The organism is Pseudarthrobacter sp. NPDC080039 (assembly GCF_040702335.1).
GTDB lineage: Bacteria > Actinomycetota > Actinomycetes > Actinomycetales > Micrococcaceae > Arthrobacter > Arthrobacter enclensis_A.
This window is the reverse complement of the sequence record NZ_JBFBKY010000004.1, coordinates 163,982-183,615: the sequence shown is the minus strand read 5'-3', so window position 1 is coordinate 183,615 and position 19,634 is coordinate 163,982. Positions and strand designations below refer to the sequence as shown.

The window sequence follows — 19,634 nt, the reverse complement described above, 5'->3', positions numbered from 1 at the left end:
GGCTGCGGAAGTTGCGGCGCTGTCCATCCATTAAACAGAACTGCCCGGCCGGAGTCTGGTATTTCGACGTCCGGCCGGGCAGCCTTACTGCCTACTTCCGAGCAAATGCCTGCTTCAGCAGGACATCCTGCTCCGCTGCGTGCCGCTTCATGGACCCGGCGGCCGTGGAGGCCGATGCCGGGCGGGAAACCAGTCGGACGCGGCGGTCAAGGATCTCCGGCAGGTGCAGGCCGATGAACGGCCACGGGCCCTGGTTGGCGGGCTCATCCTGTGCCCAGACCACCTCTGCGTTCGGGTACTTGGCGAGTTCCGCAGCGATCTCCGCGTGCGGCAGCGGGTAGAGCTGCTCCACGCGGATGATGGCGGTGGTCTTGTCGCCGGTCTTCTGCCGGGTGGACAGGAGATCGTAGTAGAGGCGCCCCGAGACGAGGAGCACGCGCTCGACGGCGGTTGCCGGCAGTTGCTCATGCTCACCGATGACGGGACGGAAGGTGCCGTTGGTGAAGTCCTCCACGGAGGAAGCGGCAGCCTTCAGGCGCAGCAGCTGCTTGGGCGTGAAGATGATCAGCGGCTTGCGCGGGCGGCTGTATGCCTGGCGGCGCAGCAGGTGGAAGTGCGAGGCCGCGGTGGTGGGGTTGGCCACGATCATGTTGTCTTCCGCGCACAGCTGCAGGAAGCGTTCGATCCTTGCGGAGGAGTGGTCCGGGCCCTGGCCCTCGTAGCCGTGCGGAAGCATCAGGACCAGCGAGGAGCGCTGGCCCCACTTCTGCTCGGCCGAGGAGATGAACTCGTCGATGATGGTCTGCGCACCGTTGACGAAGTCACCGAACTGGGCTTCCCACAGGACAAGGGCGTCCGGGCGTTCCACCGAGTAGCCGTACTCAAAGCCCATGGCGGCGTATTCCGACAGCAGGGAGTCGTAGATCCACAACTTTGCCTGGTTGTCGGAAAGGTTGCCCAGCGGCAGCCATTCCTTGCCGTTGGCGCGGTCGTGGAAGACGGCGTGGCGCTGCACGAACGTGCCGCGCCGCGAGTCCTGGCCGGCCAGGCGTACGGGGACGCCTTCCATGATCAGGGAGCCGAAGGCAGCGATCTCGCCAAAGCCCCAGTCGATGCCGCCCTCGCGCGACATCTGCTCGCGCTTTTCAAGGAGCTGCTTCAGCTTCGGGTGGACCGTGAAGCCGTCAGGAATTTCGACGTGTGCCTTGCCGATCCTGGCCAGGGTGTCTGCGCTGATGGCAGTGGAGGACGGTGCGCTGACGCCTGCATCGGACTGCTGGGCCATGGGCCGCTCGATGTCGGACACGGCTGCGGAATCTGCCGTCACGATCGGAATCGGGGAGGTCTGGGCGGCGTGGGTCTCGGCAAAGACCCGCTCCAGCCGTTCCTGGTAGTCGCGGAGCAGCTGCTCGGCTTCTTCCTCGGTGATGTCTCCACGGCCGATGAGGGACTCGGTGTACAGCTTGCGGACGGAGCGCTTGGCTTCGATCAGGTTGTACATCAGCGGCTGGGTCATCGAGGGGTCGTCACCCTCGTTGTGGCCGCGGCGGCGGTAGCAGACCATGTCGATGACAACGTCCTTGTGGAAGCGCTGCCGGAACTCGTAGGCGAGCTGGCCGATGCGGACCACTGCCTCGGGGTCGTCGCCGTTCACGTGGAAAACCGGTGCCTGGATCATCTTGGCAACATCCGTGGAGTACGTGGACGAGCGCGAGGACGACGGGGCGGTGGTGAAGCCCACCTGGTTGTTGACCACGATGTGAATGGTGCCGCCGGTGCGGTAACCCCGAAGCTGGGACAGGTTCAGCGTTTCCGCCACAACACCCTGCCCGGCGAAGGCGGCGTCACCGTGAACCATGATGGGCAGCACGGGGAACGTTTCGCCCTGGTCCAGGCGGTCCTGCTTGGCGCGGACAATACCTTCGAGCACGGAGTCGACGGCTTCCAGGTGCGACGGGTTGGCTGCGAGGTAGACCTTGGTCTCCTTGCCGTTGTCCGACGTGAAGGTGCCCTCAGTGCCCAGGTGGTACTTGACGTCGCCGGAACCCTGCACGGAGCGGGGATCCTGGGTGCCCTCAAACTCGCGGAACACCTGGGCGTAGGTCTTGCCTGCGATGTTCGTCAGGACGTTGAGGCGGCCGCGGTGTGCCATGCCGATGGCAACCTCGTCCAGGCCGTCGTCGGCAGCGTCCGACATGATGGCGTCCAGCAGCGGGATCAGCGACTCGCCGCCTTCGAGGGAGAAGCGCTTCTGGCCCACGAACTTGGTCTGGAGGAAGGTTTCGAAGGCCTCGGCGGCGTTCAGCTTGGAAACGATGCGCAGCTGCTCTTCCCGGCTGGGCTTGGAGTAAGGGTGCTCCAGCTGGTCCTGGAACCACTTGCGTTCGGCAGGCTCCTGGATGTGCATGTACTCGATGCCGGTGGTGCGGCAGTAGGCATCGCGCAGAACGCCGAGAATGTCGCGGAACTTCAGCATGGGCTTGCCGCCGAAGCCGCCCGTGGGCCACTCGCGGTCCAGGTCCCACAGCGTGAGGCCGTAGGTGAGGACGTCGAGGTCGGGGTGCTTGCGCTGGACGTACTCCAGCGGATCGGTATCCGCCATGAGGTGTCCACGCACGCGGAAGGAGTGGATCAGCTGCTGGATGCGGGCGACCTTGTTGATCTCGTCGGCCGGATCCACCTGCAGGTCGGGGCTCCAGCGGACGGGCTCGTAGGGGATGCGGAGGGCTTCGAAGATCTCGTCGTAGAAGTTCTGCGCCCCCAGCAGGAGCTGGTGGACCAGCTTGAGGAATTCACCGCTGCCGGCGCCCTGGATGACGCGGTGGTCGTACGTCGAGGTCAGGGTGAGGACCTTGCTGATGGCGTTCTGGGCGATGATCTTTTCGCTGGCCCCCTGGAACTCAGCGGGGTAGTCAAGGGCGCCGACGCCGATGATGGCAGCCTGGCCCTTGGAGAGGCGTGGCACGGAGTGCACGGTGCCGATTCCGCCCGGGTTGGTGAGGGACACGGTGGTGCCCTGGTGGTCCTCGGCGGTGAGCTTGCCGTTGCGGGCCCGCTTGATGAGGTCCTCGTAGGTGTGCCAGAATTCCGCGAAGTTGAGGGTTTCGGCCTTCTTGATGTTCGGAACCATCAGCAGGCGGCTGCCGTCGGGCTTGGGCATGTCGATGGCAATGCCGAAATTGACATGTGCCGGCTGCACGGCGACGGGCTTGCCGTCCACCTCGTCGTAGTAGACGTTCATCGACGGGAACTGGGAGAGCGCCCGGATCACGGCGTAGCCGATGAGGTGGGTGAAGGAAACCTTGCCGCCGCGGGCGCGGGCAAGGTTGGAGTTGATGACCACCCGGTTGTCGATGAGCAGCTTGGCCGGAATGGCGCGGACGCTGGTGGCGGTGGGCACCTCGAGGCTGGTGACCATGTTGGTGGCGATCGCTTTGGCCGGTCCGCGAAGGACGGAGACAACGTCTTCCTCGGGAGCGGTGGGAGCCTTGACGTTCTTGGGCAGCTGGGCCGGGATGGGCTGCGAGCCGGTGCCGGCTTCGGTCTTCTTGCCGCCGTCGCGCGCTTCCGTGGCGGGGGCCTTCTTGACGGGGGCTGCTGCCGGTGCGGCAGGCGCCGGGGCAGCGGGCGGTGCTGGGGGAGCGGCGGGGGCTGCGGCCGGCGACGCTGCCGGGGCCTGCTTTACGACGGGAAGTTCCCGCGTGGGAGGGTTGGCGGCATGCGCGGAATTTCCATTGGAAGAAGAACCGTTGCCCGAGTCGAAGGATTCAAACAGGGGCCACCACTTGGTGTCCACGGCGTTCTTGTCCTGTTGGTACTGCTCGTACAGTTCGTCAACGAGCCACTCGTTTCCGCCAAATTCCTCTGGTAGACGGTGGCTTGGCTGCTCTGGCACTTGAAATACGCCTCTTCCATGAGTTTGATTTCTCTTTGGCCCCCCGGTGCTTCAGCACTACGTTCGAACCAGTCTCTGTCCGCTGAACCCGGACCTTTGCAAGTCTAGTGAGCATTCTGTGTTAACTGCCAATAAGGGTGACCCAAATCATGAAGTGACGAACCGGGGCCGAAATATAGGGGCCGGACGGTCAGTGGCAGGGCGGGGCGGGACGCTGGATGCTCCTCTTTAAAGCGCCGGCCTGCGGCCTCGATGCGGTCCGGCGGCAGGGGCGCTCCTGTAGACTGAAATTCTTATGGACAGTAAATCTAGGTGCCGGCCTGGGCGCTGTCAGCGGAGCTCCAAGAGAAGCGCCGCGCAGTCCGCCCCCAGAGCCGGCAAACCCCGACAACGCGCCCATCACCAGCCAGCGGCCCAGCTTGCCGCAGCCCGCACGGGCCAGGCATCGGCATCTGCCGACCATCCTCCGCCGGGACCAAACAGCTTTTCCCCCTTCCAGCTGACCGGCATCCGGTCATCCTCAATATCCCAGGCGGGATGTTGAATGGAGTGGCTTCTCCTCGCAGCAGGCCTGCTGCTGATCGCCGGCACCGGGTTCTTCGTGGCCGTCGAGTTCTCCCTCATCGCCCTGGACCAGCCCACCGTCCAGCGTGCAATTGACGACGGCGACACCCGCGCAGTGCCTTTGCTGGCCTGCCTCAAGTCCCTGTCCACGCAGCTGTCCAGCTGCCAGCTCGGCATTACCCTGACCACCTTGCTCACCGGTTATGTCATGGAACCGTCCGTGGGCCACCTGCTCGAAGTGCCGCTGGCCGTCGTCGGACTTCCCGACGTGGCGGTGCAGTCCGTCTCGCTGATCCTGGCGATGGTGGTGGCAACACTGTTGTCCATGCTCCTCGGCGAACTGGTGCCCAAGAACATGGCCATTGCGCTTGCGTTCCCGGTGGGCCGGGCGCTGGCCGGCCCACAGCTGGTGTTCACGACCATCTTCAAGCCCGCTATCCTGCTCCTCAACGGGTTTTCCAACAGAATCCTGAACGTCTTCGGGGTGGAAGCCAAAGAGGAGATTTCCGGTGCACGCACGCCTGCGGAGCTTGCCTCGCTGGTACGCAGGTCCGCCGCAATGGGAACCCTCGACGCCGGGACCGCCAACTTCATCGCCCGGACGTTGAACTTTTCCACGCGGACCGCGGCTGACGTGATGACGCCCCGTATCAGACTGGAGACGATTGACGCGGACCAGCCGGTGTCGGATGTGGTGGATGCGGCACGCAGGACCGGGTATTCGCGGTTCCCCGTCATTGGCGAGTCCGCCGATGACATCCGGGGGCTGGTGCACGTCAAAAAGGCCGTCGCTGTTCCCTCGGAACGCCGGCAAAACCTCGAGGCGGGCGCCATCATGACCGAGGTCCTGCGCGTGCCCGAGACCATCCACCTTGATGCGCTGCTGGCGGAGCTCCGGGAGGGAAACCTGCAGCTGGCCGTGGTGCTGGACGAATACGGCGGAACCGCCGGCATTGCCACCCTTGAGGACCTGGTGGAGGAGATTGTGGGCGAGGTGGCGGACGAACACGATCGGGTCCGTCCCGGACTCCTGCAAAGTGCCTCCGGTGACTGGTACTTTCCCGGCCTCCTTCGGCCGGATGAGCTGTCCGAGCAGATCCCTGGGTTGACCGTCCCGGACGAGGCGGCCTACGAAACAGTGGGCGGCTACGTCATGAGCAAACTCGGCAGGATTGCGGTGGTGGGCGATACCGTCCCGGTGAACGGCGGGACCCTCAGCGTCACCAGGATGGACGGCCGCAGGATTGACCGCATCTGCTTCCACCCCGCGGAAGAACCGGCCAAGCATGACGCCGATGACAGGAGCAGGCCATGAGCGACTGGGCCGGAATACTTTGGCTGGGCTTCCTCCTGCTCGGCAACGCCTTTTTCGTCGCTGCCGAATTTGCCATCATGTCCGCACGCCGCAGCCAGATTGAGCCACTGGCCGACACGGGGTCCAAGCGAGCCCAGACCACCCTGCGTGCCATGGAGAACGTCTCCCTGATGCTGGCCTGTGCGCAGTTGGGCATCACCGTCTGCTCACTGCTGATCCTGCTGGTGGCGGAACCGGCGATACACCACCTCCTCGCCGGCCCCATCGAGACGGTGGGCCTGCCCGCGGAAGCGGCGGACGTAGCCGCCTTCGCCGTGGCATTGATGCTGGTGACCTTCCTGCATGTCACTTTCGGTGAGATGGTGCCCAAGAACATCTCGGTGTCCGTGGCGGACAAAGCGGCGCTGTTCCTGGCGCCGCCGCTGCTGTTCATCTCCCGGCTGGTCCATCCCGTCATCTCTGTCCTCAACTGGACCGCCAACCACATGCTGAAGTTGGTGCGGATTGAGCCGAAGGACGAGGTGACATCCTCCTTCACCCTGGAGGAAGTGCAGTCGATCGTGCAGGAGTCCACCCGCCATGGCCTGGTGGACGACGACGCCGGCCTCATCACCGGCGCGCTCGAGTTCTCGGAGCATACGGCGGAGGACATCATGGTGCCGCTGGAAAACCTGGTCATGCTGCCGGCTTCCACTACCCCGGTGGAGTTCGAAAAAGCCGTCAGCCGGACCGGTTTCTCCCGGTTCCCCATGCTGGACGATGAGGACCTGCTGTACGGCTACCTCCACGTCAAGGACGTGTTGTCCATCCCCGAGTCTGCCTATGGCCTGCCCATTGCCGAGGCCAGGGTACGGTCACTGGCCAACCTGGCTTTGGGGGACGAGATCGAGAAGGCCATGTCGGTGATGCAGCGGACCGGTTCCCACCTTGCCCGGGTCATCGGCCCGGACGGCAATACCCGGGGCGTCCTCTTCCTTGAGGACGTGATCGAACAGTTGGTCGGTGAGATCCGGGACGCAACCCAGGCGACGGGCATCCGGCGCCTGGGCCAATCCAACGGCGGCTGACAGCGGTACGCCCCTCCCGGCGGGGAGGGGCGTTGCCATGCCAAGGCCCGCGTCCCCGGACGCCTGGAAGCTAAATAGGAATCATTCGCATTTAGGTATAGGCTGGTGATGTTGCCACCCCATCTGTGAACTGAGGTCTTCCGTGCGCCGTCCAGCCGCTGCCAGCTCTTTCCTTGCCGCCCTTGCAGGTTTTGGCCTTCTGCTGACTGGCTGCGGCTCCCAGTCTTCGCAGACCCAGGAGGCGGTGCAGGGAATCAACGTCGTGGCTTCCACCAACGTCTATGGCGACATCGCCAGAACCATTGGCGGAGACAAGGTCAAGGTCACCGCGATTATTAACAATGCCGCCCAGGATCCGCACTCCTACGAGGCGAGCGCCCAGGACCGGCTGGCCGTTTCCAAGGCGCAGCTCATCATCGAAAACGGCGGCGGCTACGACGGCTTTCTTCACACCCTGGTGGAAAGCAGCAAGCCTGGCAATGCTTCGGTGCTGACCGCCGTCGACATCTCGGGGCTTGCCCATCCTGCGGAATCCGGGGCCGGGCCGTCGGCGACCGGCACGGCGGACGCACACGACCACGGCGACATCAACGAGCACGTCTGGTACAGCCTGCCGGCCATGGAGCGGGTGGCCGACAGCATCGAGGCCAAGCTGTCCGCGCTGGATCCCGGCTCTGCCGCTGCGTTCTCAGCCAACGCTGAATCATTCAAGTCCTCCCTCGCCGGGCTGCAGTCCAAGGTGGACGCGGTCAAGGCTGCTGCGGCGAACGGGAAGGTGGCCGTGACGGAGCCCGTCCCGTTATACCTGCTGCAGGACGCGGGCCTGGTGAACGCAACGCCCGTGCAATACACGGCAGCCATTGAAGAAGGCAGCGACGTTCCGCCCGCAGTCATGAAGGAGGCCACGGATCTGGTGGCATCCAGGGCGGTGCGCTTCCTTGCCTACAACGCCCAAACGGAAGGCCCGCAGACGGAGGCCCTGAAGAAGGCGGCCGAAGGGGCGGGTGTGCCGGTGGTTGATTTCACCGAGACACTGCCCGAAGGCAAGACCTACCTGCAGTGGATGGCGGACAATGTGAACAACATCAGCAAGGTTCTGGAGACAAAATAGGTGGAATCCGTCGTCAGCCTCAAAGGGGCGTGCCTCAAGTTCGGCCAGCGCACGCTCTGGGAGGACCTGGACTTGGACATCAGGCCCGGAGAGTTCTTCGCCGTTCTCGGCCCCAACGGCAGCGGAAAGACAAGCTTCCTGAAGGTCCTGCTTGGCCTGCAGAAACTGCATTCAGGACAGGCGGAGCTGGGCGGTCGTCCGGTGGAACGCGGCAGCAGCCTGATCGGCTACATACCCCAGCAGAAGTCCTTCCCGCCGGACACCCCCATGCGTGCACGCGACCTGGTGGCCCTGGGTGTGGACGGCCACCGGTGGGGAATCAGGCTGCAACCCGGTAGAACCAACCGAAAAGTGGACCAGCTGCTGGAGATGGTGGGAGCTTCCGACTACGCCAAGGTCCCGGTGGGCCAGCTCTCCGGCGGAGAGCAGCAGCGCCTCCGCGTGGCGCAGGCCCTGGCCACGGGCCCGCAGGTCCTGCTCTGCGACGAGCCGCTGCTGTCCCTCGACCTGCACCACCAGCAGGCGGTCAGCGCCCTCATCCATCAGCAAAGCCGCGAACACGACACCGCCGTAGTATTCGTCACCCACGAAATCAACCCGATCATCGAATATGTGGACCGGGTGCTCTACCTGGCGGGGGGACGTTTCCGTGTGGGGACGCCGGACGAGGTCATGACCACTGAAGTGCTCTCGGACCTCTACGGCAGCAACGTGGAGGTCATCCACGCCAACGGCCGGATCGTCGTCGTCGGGCTGCCCGACGCCACAACGCACCACCACGGAGCCGATTCGCTGGCGGGGGAGGTGGCCTGATGGACGTGAACAGCATTCTTGGCGCCATCTTCAACTTCGACAACTACGGCGAACTGCTGGTCCTGGTCCAGAACTCCATCTGGGCCGGCGCCATCCTTGGCCTCCTTGGCGGCCTGGTGGGAACGTTCGTGATGAAGCGGGACCTTGCCTTCGCGGTCCACGGCATCTCCGAATTGTCCTTCGCCGGGGCGGCTTTCGCCCTGCTGGTCGGCGCGGACGTGGTGTTTGGCTCGCTCATCGGGTCGGTGGCCGCTGCCCTGCTGCTGGGCGTTATGGGGGTACGGGCGCGGGACAAGAACTCCATCATCGGTGTCATCATGCCCTTCGGCCTGGGCCTTGGAATCCTTTTCCTGTCGCTGTACCAAGGCCGCGCCGCCAACAAGTTTGGCCTGCTGACCGGGCAGATCGTGTCGGTGGACACGGTCCAGCTGCAGGCACTGGCCGGCACCGCCGTCGTCATCATGCTTGTATTGCTGGCAATCTGGCGCCCCCTGAACTTTGCCAGCGTGGACCCGGACCTTGCCGAGGCCAGGGGAGTGCCGGTCCGCACCCTCGCGGTGGTGTTCATGATCGTGCTCGGCGTCAGCGTGGCGCTGTCCATCCAAGTGGTGGGCGCCCTGCTGGTACTCGCCCTGCTGATCACTCCGGCAGCCGCGGCCCTGCGTGTCACGTCCTCGCCGGTCGCAGCAGTGGTCCTGAGTGTCGTCTTCGCGGTCAGCGCAACGGTGGGCGGAATCCTGCTGGCGCTGGGCGGACGGATACCCATCAGCCCCTACGTGACCACGTTGTCATTCCTGATCTACGTGGTGTGCCGGGTCATCGGGTCGGTGCGGTCTGCCCGGGGGATGAACGGACGCGTCCTTACAGCTTCCCGGAAGCCTTAAGCGCGGTGCAGTCGGGGCACAGGCCAAAGATCTCCACGGTGTGGTCCACCTCCGTGAACCCGTGCTCCGCTGCAGTGCGCACGGCCCACGTTTCCACGGCGGGTGCCTCAACCTCCACTGCCTTGCCGCAGTTCCTGCACAACAGGTGGTGGTGGTGCCCGGTCACCGCACAGCGCCGGTACACGGCCTCCCCGTCACCGTTGCGCAGCACATCCACCAGGCCCTCATCGGCGAGTGACTGCAGGATCCGGTAGGCAGTGGCGAGGGAAACGGAGACGCCCTGGTTCTGCAGTATGCGGTAGAGCTCCTGGGTGCTGACGAAGTCATCCAGATCGTCCAGGGCTGCGCTGACGGCCTTGCGCTGTTTGGTGACGCGCTGTTCCTTGCCAGCTCCTGCCGGTGGTGGGGCGGCGGAATCAGCCTTGACGCCGATCGGCATGGACGAACTCGCTTCCGTGGGGGGCAGACATCAAGATTACCAGCCGGAGCATCGTGGACAGGCTTCCGCGGCGGACCCTAGGCTGGCGCTATGAAGCTGACCAAATACACCCACGCCTGTGTCCGGCTCGAGAAGGAAGGCGGGGTCCTGGTCCTTGATCCCGGCACGTTCTCCGAATCGGCTGAGGCGCTCGCTGGGGCCCAGGCCGTCCTGGTAACCCACGAACACGCAGACCATCTTGACACCCCCGCTGTGGTGAAGGCCCTCCAGGATGACAAGGACCTGGTGCTGTACGCCCCAGAGGGGGTGGCCGGGCAGTTGCGCGGGGAGGCCCCGGCCGCCGCGGACCGTATCCACGCCGTGGAACCCGGATCGACTTTCCAGGCCGGAGGATTCGATATCCGCAGCTTTGGCGGCCAGCACGCCCTGATCCACCCCCAGATTCCCGTGGTGGCCAACATCGGTTTCCTGGTGGACAACAACGTGTACCACCCGGGGGACTCATTCATCATCCCGGACGGCATCACGGTCCAGACGCTGCTGGTGCCACTGCACGCACCGTGGAGCAAATCCGCGGAGGTGGTGGATTTCGTCATCGGCGTGCGGGCGCCGCGGGCGTTCCAGATTCACGACGGGCTGCTCAACGACAACGGCCTGGGCATCGTTGAAGGCCACGTGAAGCGGATTGGCGCCAAGTACGGCACGGAGTACCGGCACCTGGCCTCCCGCGAATCAGTGGAGGTTTAGGCCGTCCATTCCCCGGTGTCCAGGAACCGGGCAATAACTGCTTCATACGGCGCAGGATCCAGCCGCTGGGCAGCCAGCCACTCCCGGTTCCAGTAGGTGCCCGCGTAGCGTTCCCCGCCGTCGCACATCAGGGAAACGATGCTGCCCCGGCGCCCTTCCGCGAGCATTCCGGCAATTGCCTGCCAGACTCCCCACAGGTTTGTGCCGGTGGAGGGCCCGGCGTGCAGGCCGGCGTAGGAATGCAGGTGCCGCATCGCGGCGATCGAGGCGGCATCGGGTACCTGGACCATTCTGTCGATCACCGTGGGAATGAAACTGGGCTCCATCCGGGCCCGGCCGATGCCTTCGATCCGGGAGGGCAGGCCGGTGGGTTTCCCGGCTGCTTCGCCCAGCCAGCCCGGGTAGAAGGCGGAGTTCTCCGGGTCCACCACCAGCAACCGGGTGGGGTGGGAGTGGTAGCGCAGGTAGCGGCCGATCGTGGCGCTGGTTCCCCCGGTGCCGGCCCCCACCACGATCCAGTCCGGCACCGGGTGCGGCTCGAGGTTGAGCTGGCCGAAAATTGATTCCGCGATGTTGTTGTTGCCGCGCCAGTCCGTAGCCCGTTCCGCGTACGTGAACTGGTCCATGTAATGCCCGTTGCACGTTGCTGCTGTTTCCTCGGCTACGGCATAAACGTCAGAGGCGTTTTCCACCAGCAGGCACGAGCCGCCGAACTGTTCAATCAGCGCAATTTTCTCCGGGCTGGTGGTGCGCGCCATGACGGCGACGAAGGGAAGCCCCAGCAGTTGGGCGAAGTACGCCTCCGAGACCGCAGTGCTGCCACTGGACGCTTCAACGATGGTGGTGTCCTCCCGGATCCATCCGTTCACCAGGCCGAACAGGAACAGGGACCTGGCCAGCCGGTGCTTCAGGCTGCCCGAGCGGTGCCTGGATTCATCCTTGAGGTAGAGCTCGATGCCCCAGTGCTCCGGCAGCGGCACCGAGTAGAGGTGGGTGTCCGCAGAGCGGTTGTTTTCCGCCGTGATGGTGCGGATGGCACGGTCGGCCCAGCCCCGGTCCGTTCCGCTGCTGCCTTTGCCGGGGTTGCCCTTGATCGTCACCGAACCAGCCTACCCGCGGCAACAGTCCGTCTAGAGTGGGTCCCGTCGGCTGTAGGAACCTGTAAGGAGCGCGATGAACCCGTTGACGGACGTCCAGGACCTTGAAGCCCGGCTTGCCGCCGGGCAGCGGACGGTGCTGCTGGATGTGCGGTGGGCGCTGGGCGACCCGCACGGGCACGACCACTATCTTGCCGGCCACCTGCCGGGGGCGGTGTTCGTGGACCTGGCCACCGAGCTTTCGGATTCGTCGGTCCCGGACCGGGGGCGCCACCCGTTGCCGTCGCCGGCGCAGTTCCAGGAGTCGGCCCGGCGGTGGGGCGTCAGGAACGGCGATGCCATGGTGGCCTATGACGACAGTGCCAACATGGCGGCGGCCAGGGTGTGGTGGATGCTGCGCGACGCCGGACTGGCGGAGGTGTACCTGCTCGATGGCGGCCTGGCCGCCTGGCGTGCCGCGGGCCTGCCGGTTGAGCCGGGCGCCGTCCATCCTGTCCCCGGAGACGTAACGTTGGGCAGTGGACAGATGCCCGCGGCCGACGCCGGTGCTGCCGCCGGCTGGGCGCGCAGCGGCCTGCTGCTCGACGCGAGGGCAGGGGAGAGGTACCGGGGCGAGATTGAGCCGGTTGACCCGCGTGCCGGCCACATTCCCGGAGCAGTGAGCGCCCCCACCACGGGGAACGTGGACGCCGACGGACGGTTCCTGCCGCCGGCGGAGCTGCGGCGGAGGTTCGAATCCCTGGGCGTCCGGGAAGGCTGTCCGGTGGCGGTCTACTGCGGCTCCGGCGTCACTGCGGCGCACGAGGTGGCCGCGTTGGAACTCGCCGGGTTCCAGGCCACGCTGTACCCGGGCTCATTTTCAGAGTGGTCCAACCGTCCTGATCTCCCTGTTGCCACCGGTCCGGAACCTGGGGACGGTGGCGCCGATGCCGGGCAGTCTGTTGCGCCGGTTGGCAAGTCGGCAGGAGGCGGGGGTAGCGTCGCAGTATGACACCAGGACGCCCCGTACCACCGCCCCTCGCCCGACCCATAGCCCCTGCCCCTGACGCTGCGCCCACTGGGGGTGCAGCCGGTCAGCTCGCCGCCGCCTACGGCGCCGTGTCCGGAGACAGCGGGCTGGTGCCGCTGACTGTGGCCCGGCGGGCTCCCAAACCGGACGACGTCGAGATCGCCATCGAATTCTGCGGGCTGTGCCACTCCGATGTGCATGCTACGCGCGGGGAGTGGGGCGGGCAGGTCTACCCCCTGGTGCCGGGCCACGAAATCGTCGGAACGGTCACCAGGGTTGGAGCGGACGTTACCGATTTCGCCGTGGGCGAGCGGGTGGGCGTGGGCTGCATGGTCGATTCCTGCCGCGAGTGCGACAGCTGCCTGGACGGCCTGGAGCAATACTGCGAACGGGGCATGACCGGCACGTACGGTGGCAAGGACCGCAGGAACGGCGACGCGGTCACGCAGGGGGGCTATTCGTCGTCCATCGTGGTGGACCGGCGCTATGTCCTCCACGTGCCCGACTCACTGGACCCGGCCGCCGTCGCGCCCCTGCTGTGTGCCGGCGTCACCACGTTCTCTCCACTGCGGCACTTCGACGTGGAGGAAGGCGACGTGGTGGGCGTGGTCGGCCTGGGGGGACTGGGCCACATGGCCGTCAAGCTGGCCAAGGCCATGGGTGCAAGGGTGGTGGTGTTCACCACTTCGGAATCGAAGGTAGCCGCGGCGCTGGAACTGGGGGCCGACGAGGTTGTCCTGTCCCGCGATGAGGCCGCCATGGAGGGCGCAAACCGCACCATCGACCTCATTATCGACACCGTGGCAGCCCCGCACGACCTGAACCCCTTCTTCCGCACCCTGCGCGTGGACGGGGCACTGTTCCAGCTCGGCCTGCCCTCGGAGGCGATGCCGCCCGTCAATCCCGGGGCCCTGATCCGGCGGAGGATTGCCTATGCGGGATCGCTCATTGGGGGCATCGCAGAAACCCAGGAAATGCTCGACTTCTGCGCTGAGCACGGGGTTGTGGCCGATATCGAGATGGTGTCGGCCGGACAGCTGAATGAAGCCTACGACCGGATGGTCGCTGGAGACGTAAAGTACCGGTTCGTGCTGGACACCAGCACGCTGCAGGCAGCAGCCGAGGAGGCAGACGCATGAGCACGCTGTTCACCAGGATCCTGAGGGGCGAGATTCCAGGCCGGTTCGTTTGGCGCGAGGACGATGTGTCGGCGTTCCTGACCACCGGGCCGCTCGCTGACGGCCACACCCTCGTGGTGCCCACCGAGGAAGTGGACCGGTGGACGGACGCCGCACCGGAGACTCTGGCCCGTGTCATGGAGGTGGCACGCCGCATCGGCGCGGTGCAGGTGGACCTCTTCGGGGCACGCCGTGCCGGTCTGATCGTGGCGGGCTATGAGGTCAACCACCTGCATGTCCACGTGTGGCCGTCACGCAGTATGGCCGACTTCGATTTTGGCTCTGCCGACCAGAACCCGGACCCGGCGGTCCTGGACGCCAACGCGGAAAAGCTGCGTGCCGGGCTCCGCGCAGCCGGCTACGGGGAATTCGTTCCGGCCGAATGAACCAGTGCCACGCCCGGCGCGTATGCGGCGGGCGTGGCAGGGGCCGCGTACGAAGGGTCAGTTCCTGCGGGGCGTCATCGCCACCATGCCCGCGTACGTGAACCCGCCGCCGAAGCCGAAAAGCAGCGCGGGAACATCGGCGGGGATCCTGCCGGAGTGCCACCATTTGCTCAACCCGAGCGGCACGCTTGCGGCAGAAGTGTTGCCCGACTCCGTGACGTCCGTGATGACGATGCGGTCCGTCAGGCCCAGAGCCTCCGCGAGTGGTTCGATGATGCGAAGGTTGGCCTGGTGAGCGGCCAGGACCTGGATGTCGTCCAGTTCCAGTCCCGCGCGCGCCACCACCTCGCGGGCCCGCTCGGGGGCCCTGGTCAGCGCCCAGCGCAGCACTTCACGGCCGTTCTGCGAGAACCTGCCCAAGGGTGGGGAGATGGTGACAGCGTCAGCCATGCCGCGCTCCGAGCCCCAGACCACGGGTCCAATCCGGGGTGTTTCGGAGGGACGCACGACGGCGGCGCCCGCGCCGTCGGCGGTAAGGACGGCCGTGGCGCGGTCCGTCCAGTCAGTGACGGTGGAGAGCGTCTCGGCTCCCACGACGATGGCGTGGGTTGCGCTTCCGGTCCGGATTGCCTGGTCGGCCACGCCCAGGGCGTATTCGAAGCCGGAGCATGCTGTGTTGACGTCCATAATGGCTGGACCGCGGCCGTCCCGCCCGAGTCCAAGAGCGGCAGCGATGCGGCCGGCCGTATTCGGCGAGCGTTCGGCCGCGGTGGTGGTGGCCACCACCACAAGGTCGATGTCCGCCGCGCCGACTCCCGAGTCAGCCAGGGCCATCCGGGCAGCGGGAACCGCAAGGTCCACCACGGTCTCGCCCTCGGCAACAATGCGCCTGGTGACAATCCCGGTGCGTTGGCGGATCCACTCGTCGCTCGTGTCCATCATGCCTTCGAGTTCATGGTTGTCCATGACCCGCACCGGCTGGGCGTGGCCGAGCCCTGCGATTTCTGTCCCTGCCGGGCCCTGGGCAAGCGTGAGCTTCATTCGATTCCTCTCGTAGGGGTGCCGCTGCTAGGCGGGGGCGAGTGCCTTGTTGAGCACCGTGCGGATGCGCTTCTCGGATACGGAGTAGGCGGTCCCGAGTTCGACGGCGAACAGGCTCACCCGAAGTTCCTCGATCATCCAGCGCACTTGGGTTAACTCCCGTCCAGCGCGGCGTCCCGGCAGGAGTGCCGAGACCGCATCGTCGTAGTCGTCCTCCAGGCCCTGGATCACCGCCATGTTCAGGGCATCGCGCTGCACGTTGACGGGCAGCCGGTCCAGCCGCTTCTCGATCGCCGCAAGGTACCGCGGCAGCTGGCTGAGCTGGGCGTAGCCCGTGCGTGCTACAAAGCCCGGGTAGACCAGTTGTTCCAGCTGGCTCTTGATGTCGTTCAGTGCGCTGATCAAGGCCAGGCTGGTGGTGCCCTTGAGCTGCTTTTCGATCCGGCGCGTACTGGCGAGGATGCGCTCCACTGTGGCTGTGACTGAGAAGACGGTGTCGATCAGTTCGGCGCGCACCAGCTCGTAGAGCTGGTCAAAGGCCTGCCGGTCCCAGGGAAGCTCCGCGGGCGTGAGCTTGTCGATGGCGGCCAGGGCGCAGTCGGCGATCAGGGCGGACACTGAACCGTGTGGGTTCTGGCTGAAGGTCAGCTTCTCCGTGTTGCTCAGGTGCTCCAGGACGTAGCGGTCCGGTGCCGGAACACGCAGGGCCAGCAGCCGGATCACGCCGCCGCGCATCGCGTCCAGCTGCTCTCCAGCCGTCTGGAACACGCGCAGCGACACTGACGTGCCCTGGTCCACCAAAGCCGGGTAACCGGTCACGGTGTGGCCTTTGACCATGCTGCTCACCTGGCGTTCGATGCTGCCGAAGCTCCACTCCGTCAGGCCGTCCCGCTCCACGAACCCTGCCCCGGCCTGGACACCCGGGACCCCAGTGGCCTGCTGACGTCGCTGGGGACCGGCGTCGGACGTTCTGCCACTTCCGCCCTGCTCCTTCCCGTTCCCACCGGCCGCCTTGCCCCGGCCGCCGGGAGCGGCGGAGGCAGGGGTGGCGCCGAGCGATTCGGCGATGGCGCGCCGGGTGGCTGGGGCAAGCCGCTCCTGGAGCTCCACCAGGTCCTTGCCCTCGCCCAGGACCTTGCCCTTGCTGTCCACTACCTTGAAGCTCATCCGCAGGTGCGGGGGGACCGCGTCCCAGTTCCAGGATCCCGGCGGGACGATGGCCCCGCGGATCCGCCGCAGGACCAGCTCCAGCGACGGTTCCAGGTCATCCGTTTCCGGGTCGAAGTCCGCTTCAAGTGCCGCCACCGCCTGGCGGGCGACATCAGGGGCGGGAACGAAGTTCTTCCGGACCTGCTTGGGCAGTGACTTGATCAGGGCTGTCACCAGGTCCACCCGCTGCCCCGGAATCAACCAGCGGAACGGGGCGTCGTCGAGCTGGTTGAGGAACAGGACCGGCACTTCGGCCGTGACGCCGTCAGAGGGGTCTGGGGCCGAGCCCGGAGCCACCGGATGGAACTCGTACGTCAGTGGAAGCTCGAAGCCCTTGTGGAGCCAGGTCTTCGGATAGGCCGAATCGTCCAGGTCATCGGCGTCGTCACTGAGGAGCAGTGACTTGTCGTAATCCAGGAGGTCCGGGTTCTCCCTGCGGGCATCCTTCCACCACTTGTCGAAATGCCGTTCGGAAATAACATCGGGTCCGATCCTGGCATCGTAGAACTCGAACAGTGTTTCATCATCCACAAGCAGGTCGCGGCGGCGCATGCGGGCCTCAAGTTCCTCCACCTCATTCAGGAGGGCCCGGTTGCGCTGGAAGAATTTATGGTGCGTGCGCCAGTCACCTTCGACCAGGGCGTGCCTGATGAAGAGCTCGCGGGCTACGGCCGGGTCCACCCGGCCGTAGTTGATCCGCCGCTGCGCAATGATCGGGACGCCATAAAGGGTGACTTTTTCGTAAGCCATGACGGCGCCCTGCCGGCTGGACCAGTGCGGTTCGCTGTAGCTGCGCTTGACCAGGTCCGGTGCCACCTGTTCCGCCCACAGGGGGTCGAACTTCGCCGCAACCCGGGCCCACAGCCTGCTGGTTTCCACCAGCTCCGCCGCCATGACGAAGGTGGGGGACTTCTTGAAGAGCGCCGACCCGGGGAAGATCGCGAAGCGGGTGCCACGGGCGCCGGCATATTCACGCTTGCGCTCGTCCAGGATGCCGATGTGGCTCAGCAAACCCGAGAGCAGGCTGATGTGGATGCCGTCATGGTTACCCACCGGGTCAGCCAGGCGTTTGTTGTCCAGGGTGATTCCCAGCGGCCGGGCGAGCTGGCGCAGTTGGGTAAACAGGTCCTGCCATTCGCGGACGCGCAGGTAGTTGATGAATTCGGCGCGGCACAACCGGCGGAAGGCAGAGGACGACAGCTCCTGCTGCTTCTCCTGCAGGTAGTTCCAAAGATTGAGGTAGCCGGTGAAGTCAGAGTTCTCGTCCCGGAAGCGGTTGTGCTTTTCCGCGGCGAGCTGCTGCTTGTCGGTGGGGCGTTCGCGCGGATCCTGGATGGTCAGCGCAGCTGCCAGGACCATGACTTCCCGGACACAGCCGCGTTTCCCCGCTTCCACGATCATCCGGCCCAGGCGGGGATCCACGGGCAACTGTGCGAGTTTCTGTCCGACAGCGGTGAGGCCGCCGCCCTTCGACGCTCCGCGGCCCTCGGCTGCACGTGCCTTGCCGCCGTTGCCCTGCACGCGTGGGGGAGCGAGGGCGCCGAGCTCACGCAGGAGGGTGACACCGTCGTTAATCGCCCGGGTTTCCGGCGGTTCGACGAAGGGGAAGTCCTCTACGTCCTTGGGGCCTTTAGCCACGCCCATCGCCGTCATCTGGAGGATGACGGCGGCCAGGTTGGTGCGAAGGATTTCAGGGTCCGTGAACCGGGGCCGGGACTCGAAGTCCTCCTCGGAGTACAACCGGATGGCGATGCCGTCAGATACGCGCCCGCAGCGGCCCGAACGCTGGTTGGCCGACGCCTGCGAGACGCGCTCGATGGGCAGGCGCTGGACTTTGGTGCGGTGCGAGTACCGGGAAATGCGGGCCGTGCCGGTGTCGATGACGTACTTGATTCCGGGCACGGTCAGCGACGTTTCCGCCACGTTGGTGGCCAGCACGATCCGCCGCTTGTTGCCGGGATGGAAGACCTTGTGCTGCTCCTGCAGGCTCAGTCGGGCGAAGAGGGGGAGTATTTCGGTGTTGGCCAGTCTCCGGTTGGACTGGATGCGGGACTGCAGGGCATCTGCAGCATCGCGGATTTCGCGCTCGCCGGAGAAGAACACCAGGATGTCGCCGGGTGCCTCAGCCGCCAGCTCGTCCACCGCATCGCACACGGCATCCAGCGGATCGCGGTCCTCTTCGAGTTCATCGTCCGAGGCGTCTTCCTCATCGGTGACCGGCTGGCTCAGGGGACGGTAACGGATTTCGACGGGATACGTCCTGCCGGAGACCTCAATGATGGGCGCCGGGTTCTCCGGGGTGCCGAAATGGTTGGCGAACCGTTCGGGGTCGATGGTGGCCGAGGTAATGATGACCTTCAAATCGGGCCGCTGGGGGAGGATCCGCTTCAGGTAGCCAAGAATGAAGTCGATGTTGAGGCTTCGTTCATGCGCCTCGTCAATGATGATGGCGCTGTACTTGCGCAGCAGCTTGTCCCGCTGGATCTCGGCCAGCAGGATGCCGTCGGTCATCAGCTTGACCTTGGTCGACTTGCCCACCTCGCCGGTGAAACGGACCTGGAAGCCCACCTCCTGGCCGATTTCCACGCCAAGTTCTTCCGCAATGCGTTCCGCAACGGTCCTGGCCGCCAGCCGCCTGGGCTGCGTGTGCCCGATCAGTCCCTTGTCCCCCAGGCCCAGTTCCAGGCACATCTTGGGGATTTGCGTGGTCTTCCCGGAGCCGGTTTCGCCGGCGATGATGGTCACCTGGTTGGCGGCGATGGCGGCCATCAGGTCCTCGCGGCGCTCGGAAACCGGCAGCTCGGCGGGATAGGAGATATGAAAAGTCATGGCTGCTGACAGTCTACTGCCGTCATGAACGGCCCTTGGTTCGGCTCCTG

Annotated in this window: 14 protein-coding genes; 9 read left to right on the top strand and 5 right to left on the bottom strand. The window is 65.7% G+C overall.

Annotation, left to right across the window (positions count from 1 at the left end; all coding sequences use genetic code 11):
• Positions 1-91: 91 nt before the first annotated feature.
• Positions 92-3,895: a multifunctional oxoglutarate decarboxylase/oxoglutarate dehydrogenase thiamine pyrophosphate-binding subunit/dihydrolipoyllysine-residue succinyltransferase subunit gene (locus AB0313_RS06690; RefSeq protein ID WP_366304438.1), complete on the bottom strand. Its 3,804-nt coding sequence runs from the start codon at positions 3,893-3,895 to the stop codon at positions 92-94.
• A gap of 544 nt (positions 3,896-4,439) precedes the next feature.
• Here AB0313_RS06690 and AB0313_RS06685 point away from each other — a divergent pair.
• The 5 genes from AB0313_RS06685 to AB0313_RS06665 all read left to right on the top strand — a co-directional run bounded on the left by AB0313_RS06685 (position 4,440) and on the right by AB0313_RS06665 (position 9,649).
• A complete protein-coding gene (locus AB0313_RS06685; protein ID WP_366304436.1) occupies positions 4,440-5,774 on the top strand; it encodes a hemolysin family protein in 1,335 nt (444 codons plus the stop codon).
• A complete protein-coding gene (locus AB0313_RS06680; RefSeq protein ID WP_307308585.1) occupies positions 5,771-6,841 on the top strand; it encodes a hemolysin family protein in 1,071 nt (356 codons plus the stop codon). Before AB0313_RS06685 ends, AB0313_RS06680 begins: the two co-directional genes overlap by 4 nt.
• Before the next feature lie 142 nt (positions 6,842-6,983).
• Positions 6,984-7,952, top strand: coding sequence for a zinc ABC transporter substrate-binding protein (locus tag AB0313_RS06675; protein WP_307308588.1), 969 nt, complete (start codon positions 6,984-6,986; stop codon positions 7,950-7,952).
• Complete coding sequence (locus tag AB0313_RS06670; RefSeq protein WP_141942141.1) at positions 7,953-8,765, top strand: metal ABC transporter ATP-binding protein; 813 nt, start codon at positions 7,953-7,955, stop codon at positions 8,763-8,765.
• On the top strand, positions 8,765-9,649 hold the full coding sequence (locus AB0313_RS06665) for a metal ABC transporter permease (RefSeq protein WP_366304433.1): 885 nt from the start codon (positions 8,765-8,767) through the stop codon (positions 9,647-9,649). Before AB0313_RS06670 ends, AB0313_RS06665 begins: the two co-directional genes overlap by 1 nt.
• Here the strand turns inward: AB0313_RS06665 and AB0313_RS06660 are convergent.
• Positions 9,627-10,088: a Fur family transcriptional regulator gene (locus AB0313_RS06660; RefSeq protein WP_141942136.1), complete on the bottom strand. Its 462-nt coding sequence runs from the start codon at positions 10,086-10,088 to the stop codon at positions 9,627-9,629. The two genes, AB0313_RS06665 and AB0313_RS06660, sit on opposite strands and share 23 nt — an antisense overlap.
• Positions 10,089-10,178: 90 nt before the next feature.
• On the opposite strand from AB0313_RS06660, the gene AB0313_RS06655 reads away from it, so the two are divergent.
• The gene (locus AB0313_RS06655) at positions 10,179-10,835 is read left to right on the top strand and encodes an MBL fold metallo-hydrolase (protein WP_366304431.1); all 657 of its coding nucleotides are present in this window, start codon (positions 10,179-10,181) and stop codon (positions 10,833-10,835) included.
• On the opposite strand, the gene AB0313_RS06650 is transcribed toward AB0313_RS06655, so the two are convergent.
• Positions 10,832-11,935, bottom strand: a complete 1,104-nt coding sequence (locus AB0313_RS06650; RefSeq protein WP_366304429.1) for a PLP-dependent cysteine synthase family protein — start codon at positions 11,933-11,935, stop codon at positions 10,832-10,834. The two genes, AB0313_RS06655 and AB0313_RS06650, sit on opposite strands and share 4 nt — an antisense overlap.
• Positions 11,936-12,008: 73 nt before the next feature.
• On the opposite strand from AB0313_RS06650, the gene AB0313_RS06645 reads away from it, so the two are divergent.
• The 3 genes from AB0313_RS06645 to AB0313_RS06635 are packed head-to-tail and all read left to right on the top strand — an operon-like array spanning position 12,009 to position 14,505.
• A complete protein-coding gene (locus AB0313_RS06645; protein WP_366304427.1) occupies positions 12,009-12,923 on the top strand; it encodes a sulfurtransferase in 915 nt (304 codons plus the stop codon).
• Positions 12,920-14,080 carry an NAD(P)-dependent alcohol dehydrogenase gene (locus AB0313_RS06640; RefSeq protein WP_366304425.1) on the top strand — a complete coding sequence of 387 codons (1,161 nt, stop codon included), beginning with the start codon at positions 12,920-12,922 and terminating at the stop codon, positions 14,078-14,080. The genes AB0313_RS06645 and AB0313_RS06640 overlap by 4 nt, the downstream gene beginning before the upstream one ends.
• A complete protein-coding gene (locus tag AB0313_RS06635; protein WP_141942126.1) occupies positions 14,077-14,505 on the top strand; it encodes an HIT family protein in 429 nt (142 codons plus the stop codon). Before AB0313_RS06640 ends, AB0313_RS06635 begins: the two co-directional genes overlap by 4 nt.
• Positions 14,506-14,562: 57 nt before the next feature.
• Here the strand turns inward: AB0313_RS06635 and AB0313_RS06630 are convergent, their stop codons facing one another.
• Positions 14,563-15,546 (bottom strand): beta-ketoacyl-ACP synthase III, encoded by a 984-nt coding sequence (locus AB0313_RS06630; protein WP_141942124.1) that lies wholly within the window; start codon positions 15,544-15,546, stop codon positions 14,563-14,565.
• Between the two features lie 27 nt (positions 15,547-15,573).
• On the bottom strand, positions 15,574-19,584 hold the full coding sequence (gene hrpA, locus AB0313_RS06625; RefSeq protein ID WP_366304422.1) for an ATP-dependent RNA helicase HrpA: 4,011 nt from the start codon (positions 19,582-19,584) through the stop codon (positions 15,574-15,576).
• Between the last annotated feature and the right edge of the window lie 50 nt (positions 19,585-19,634).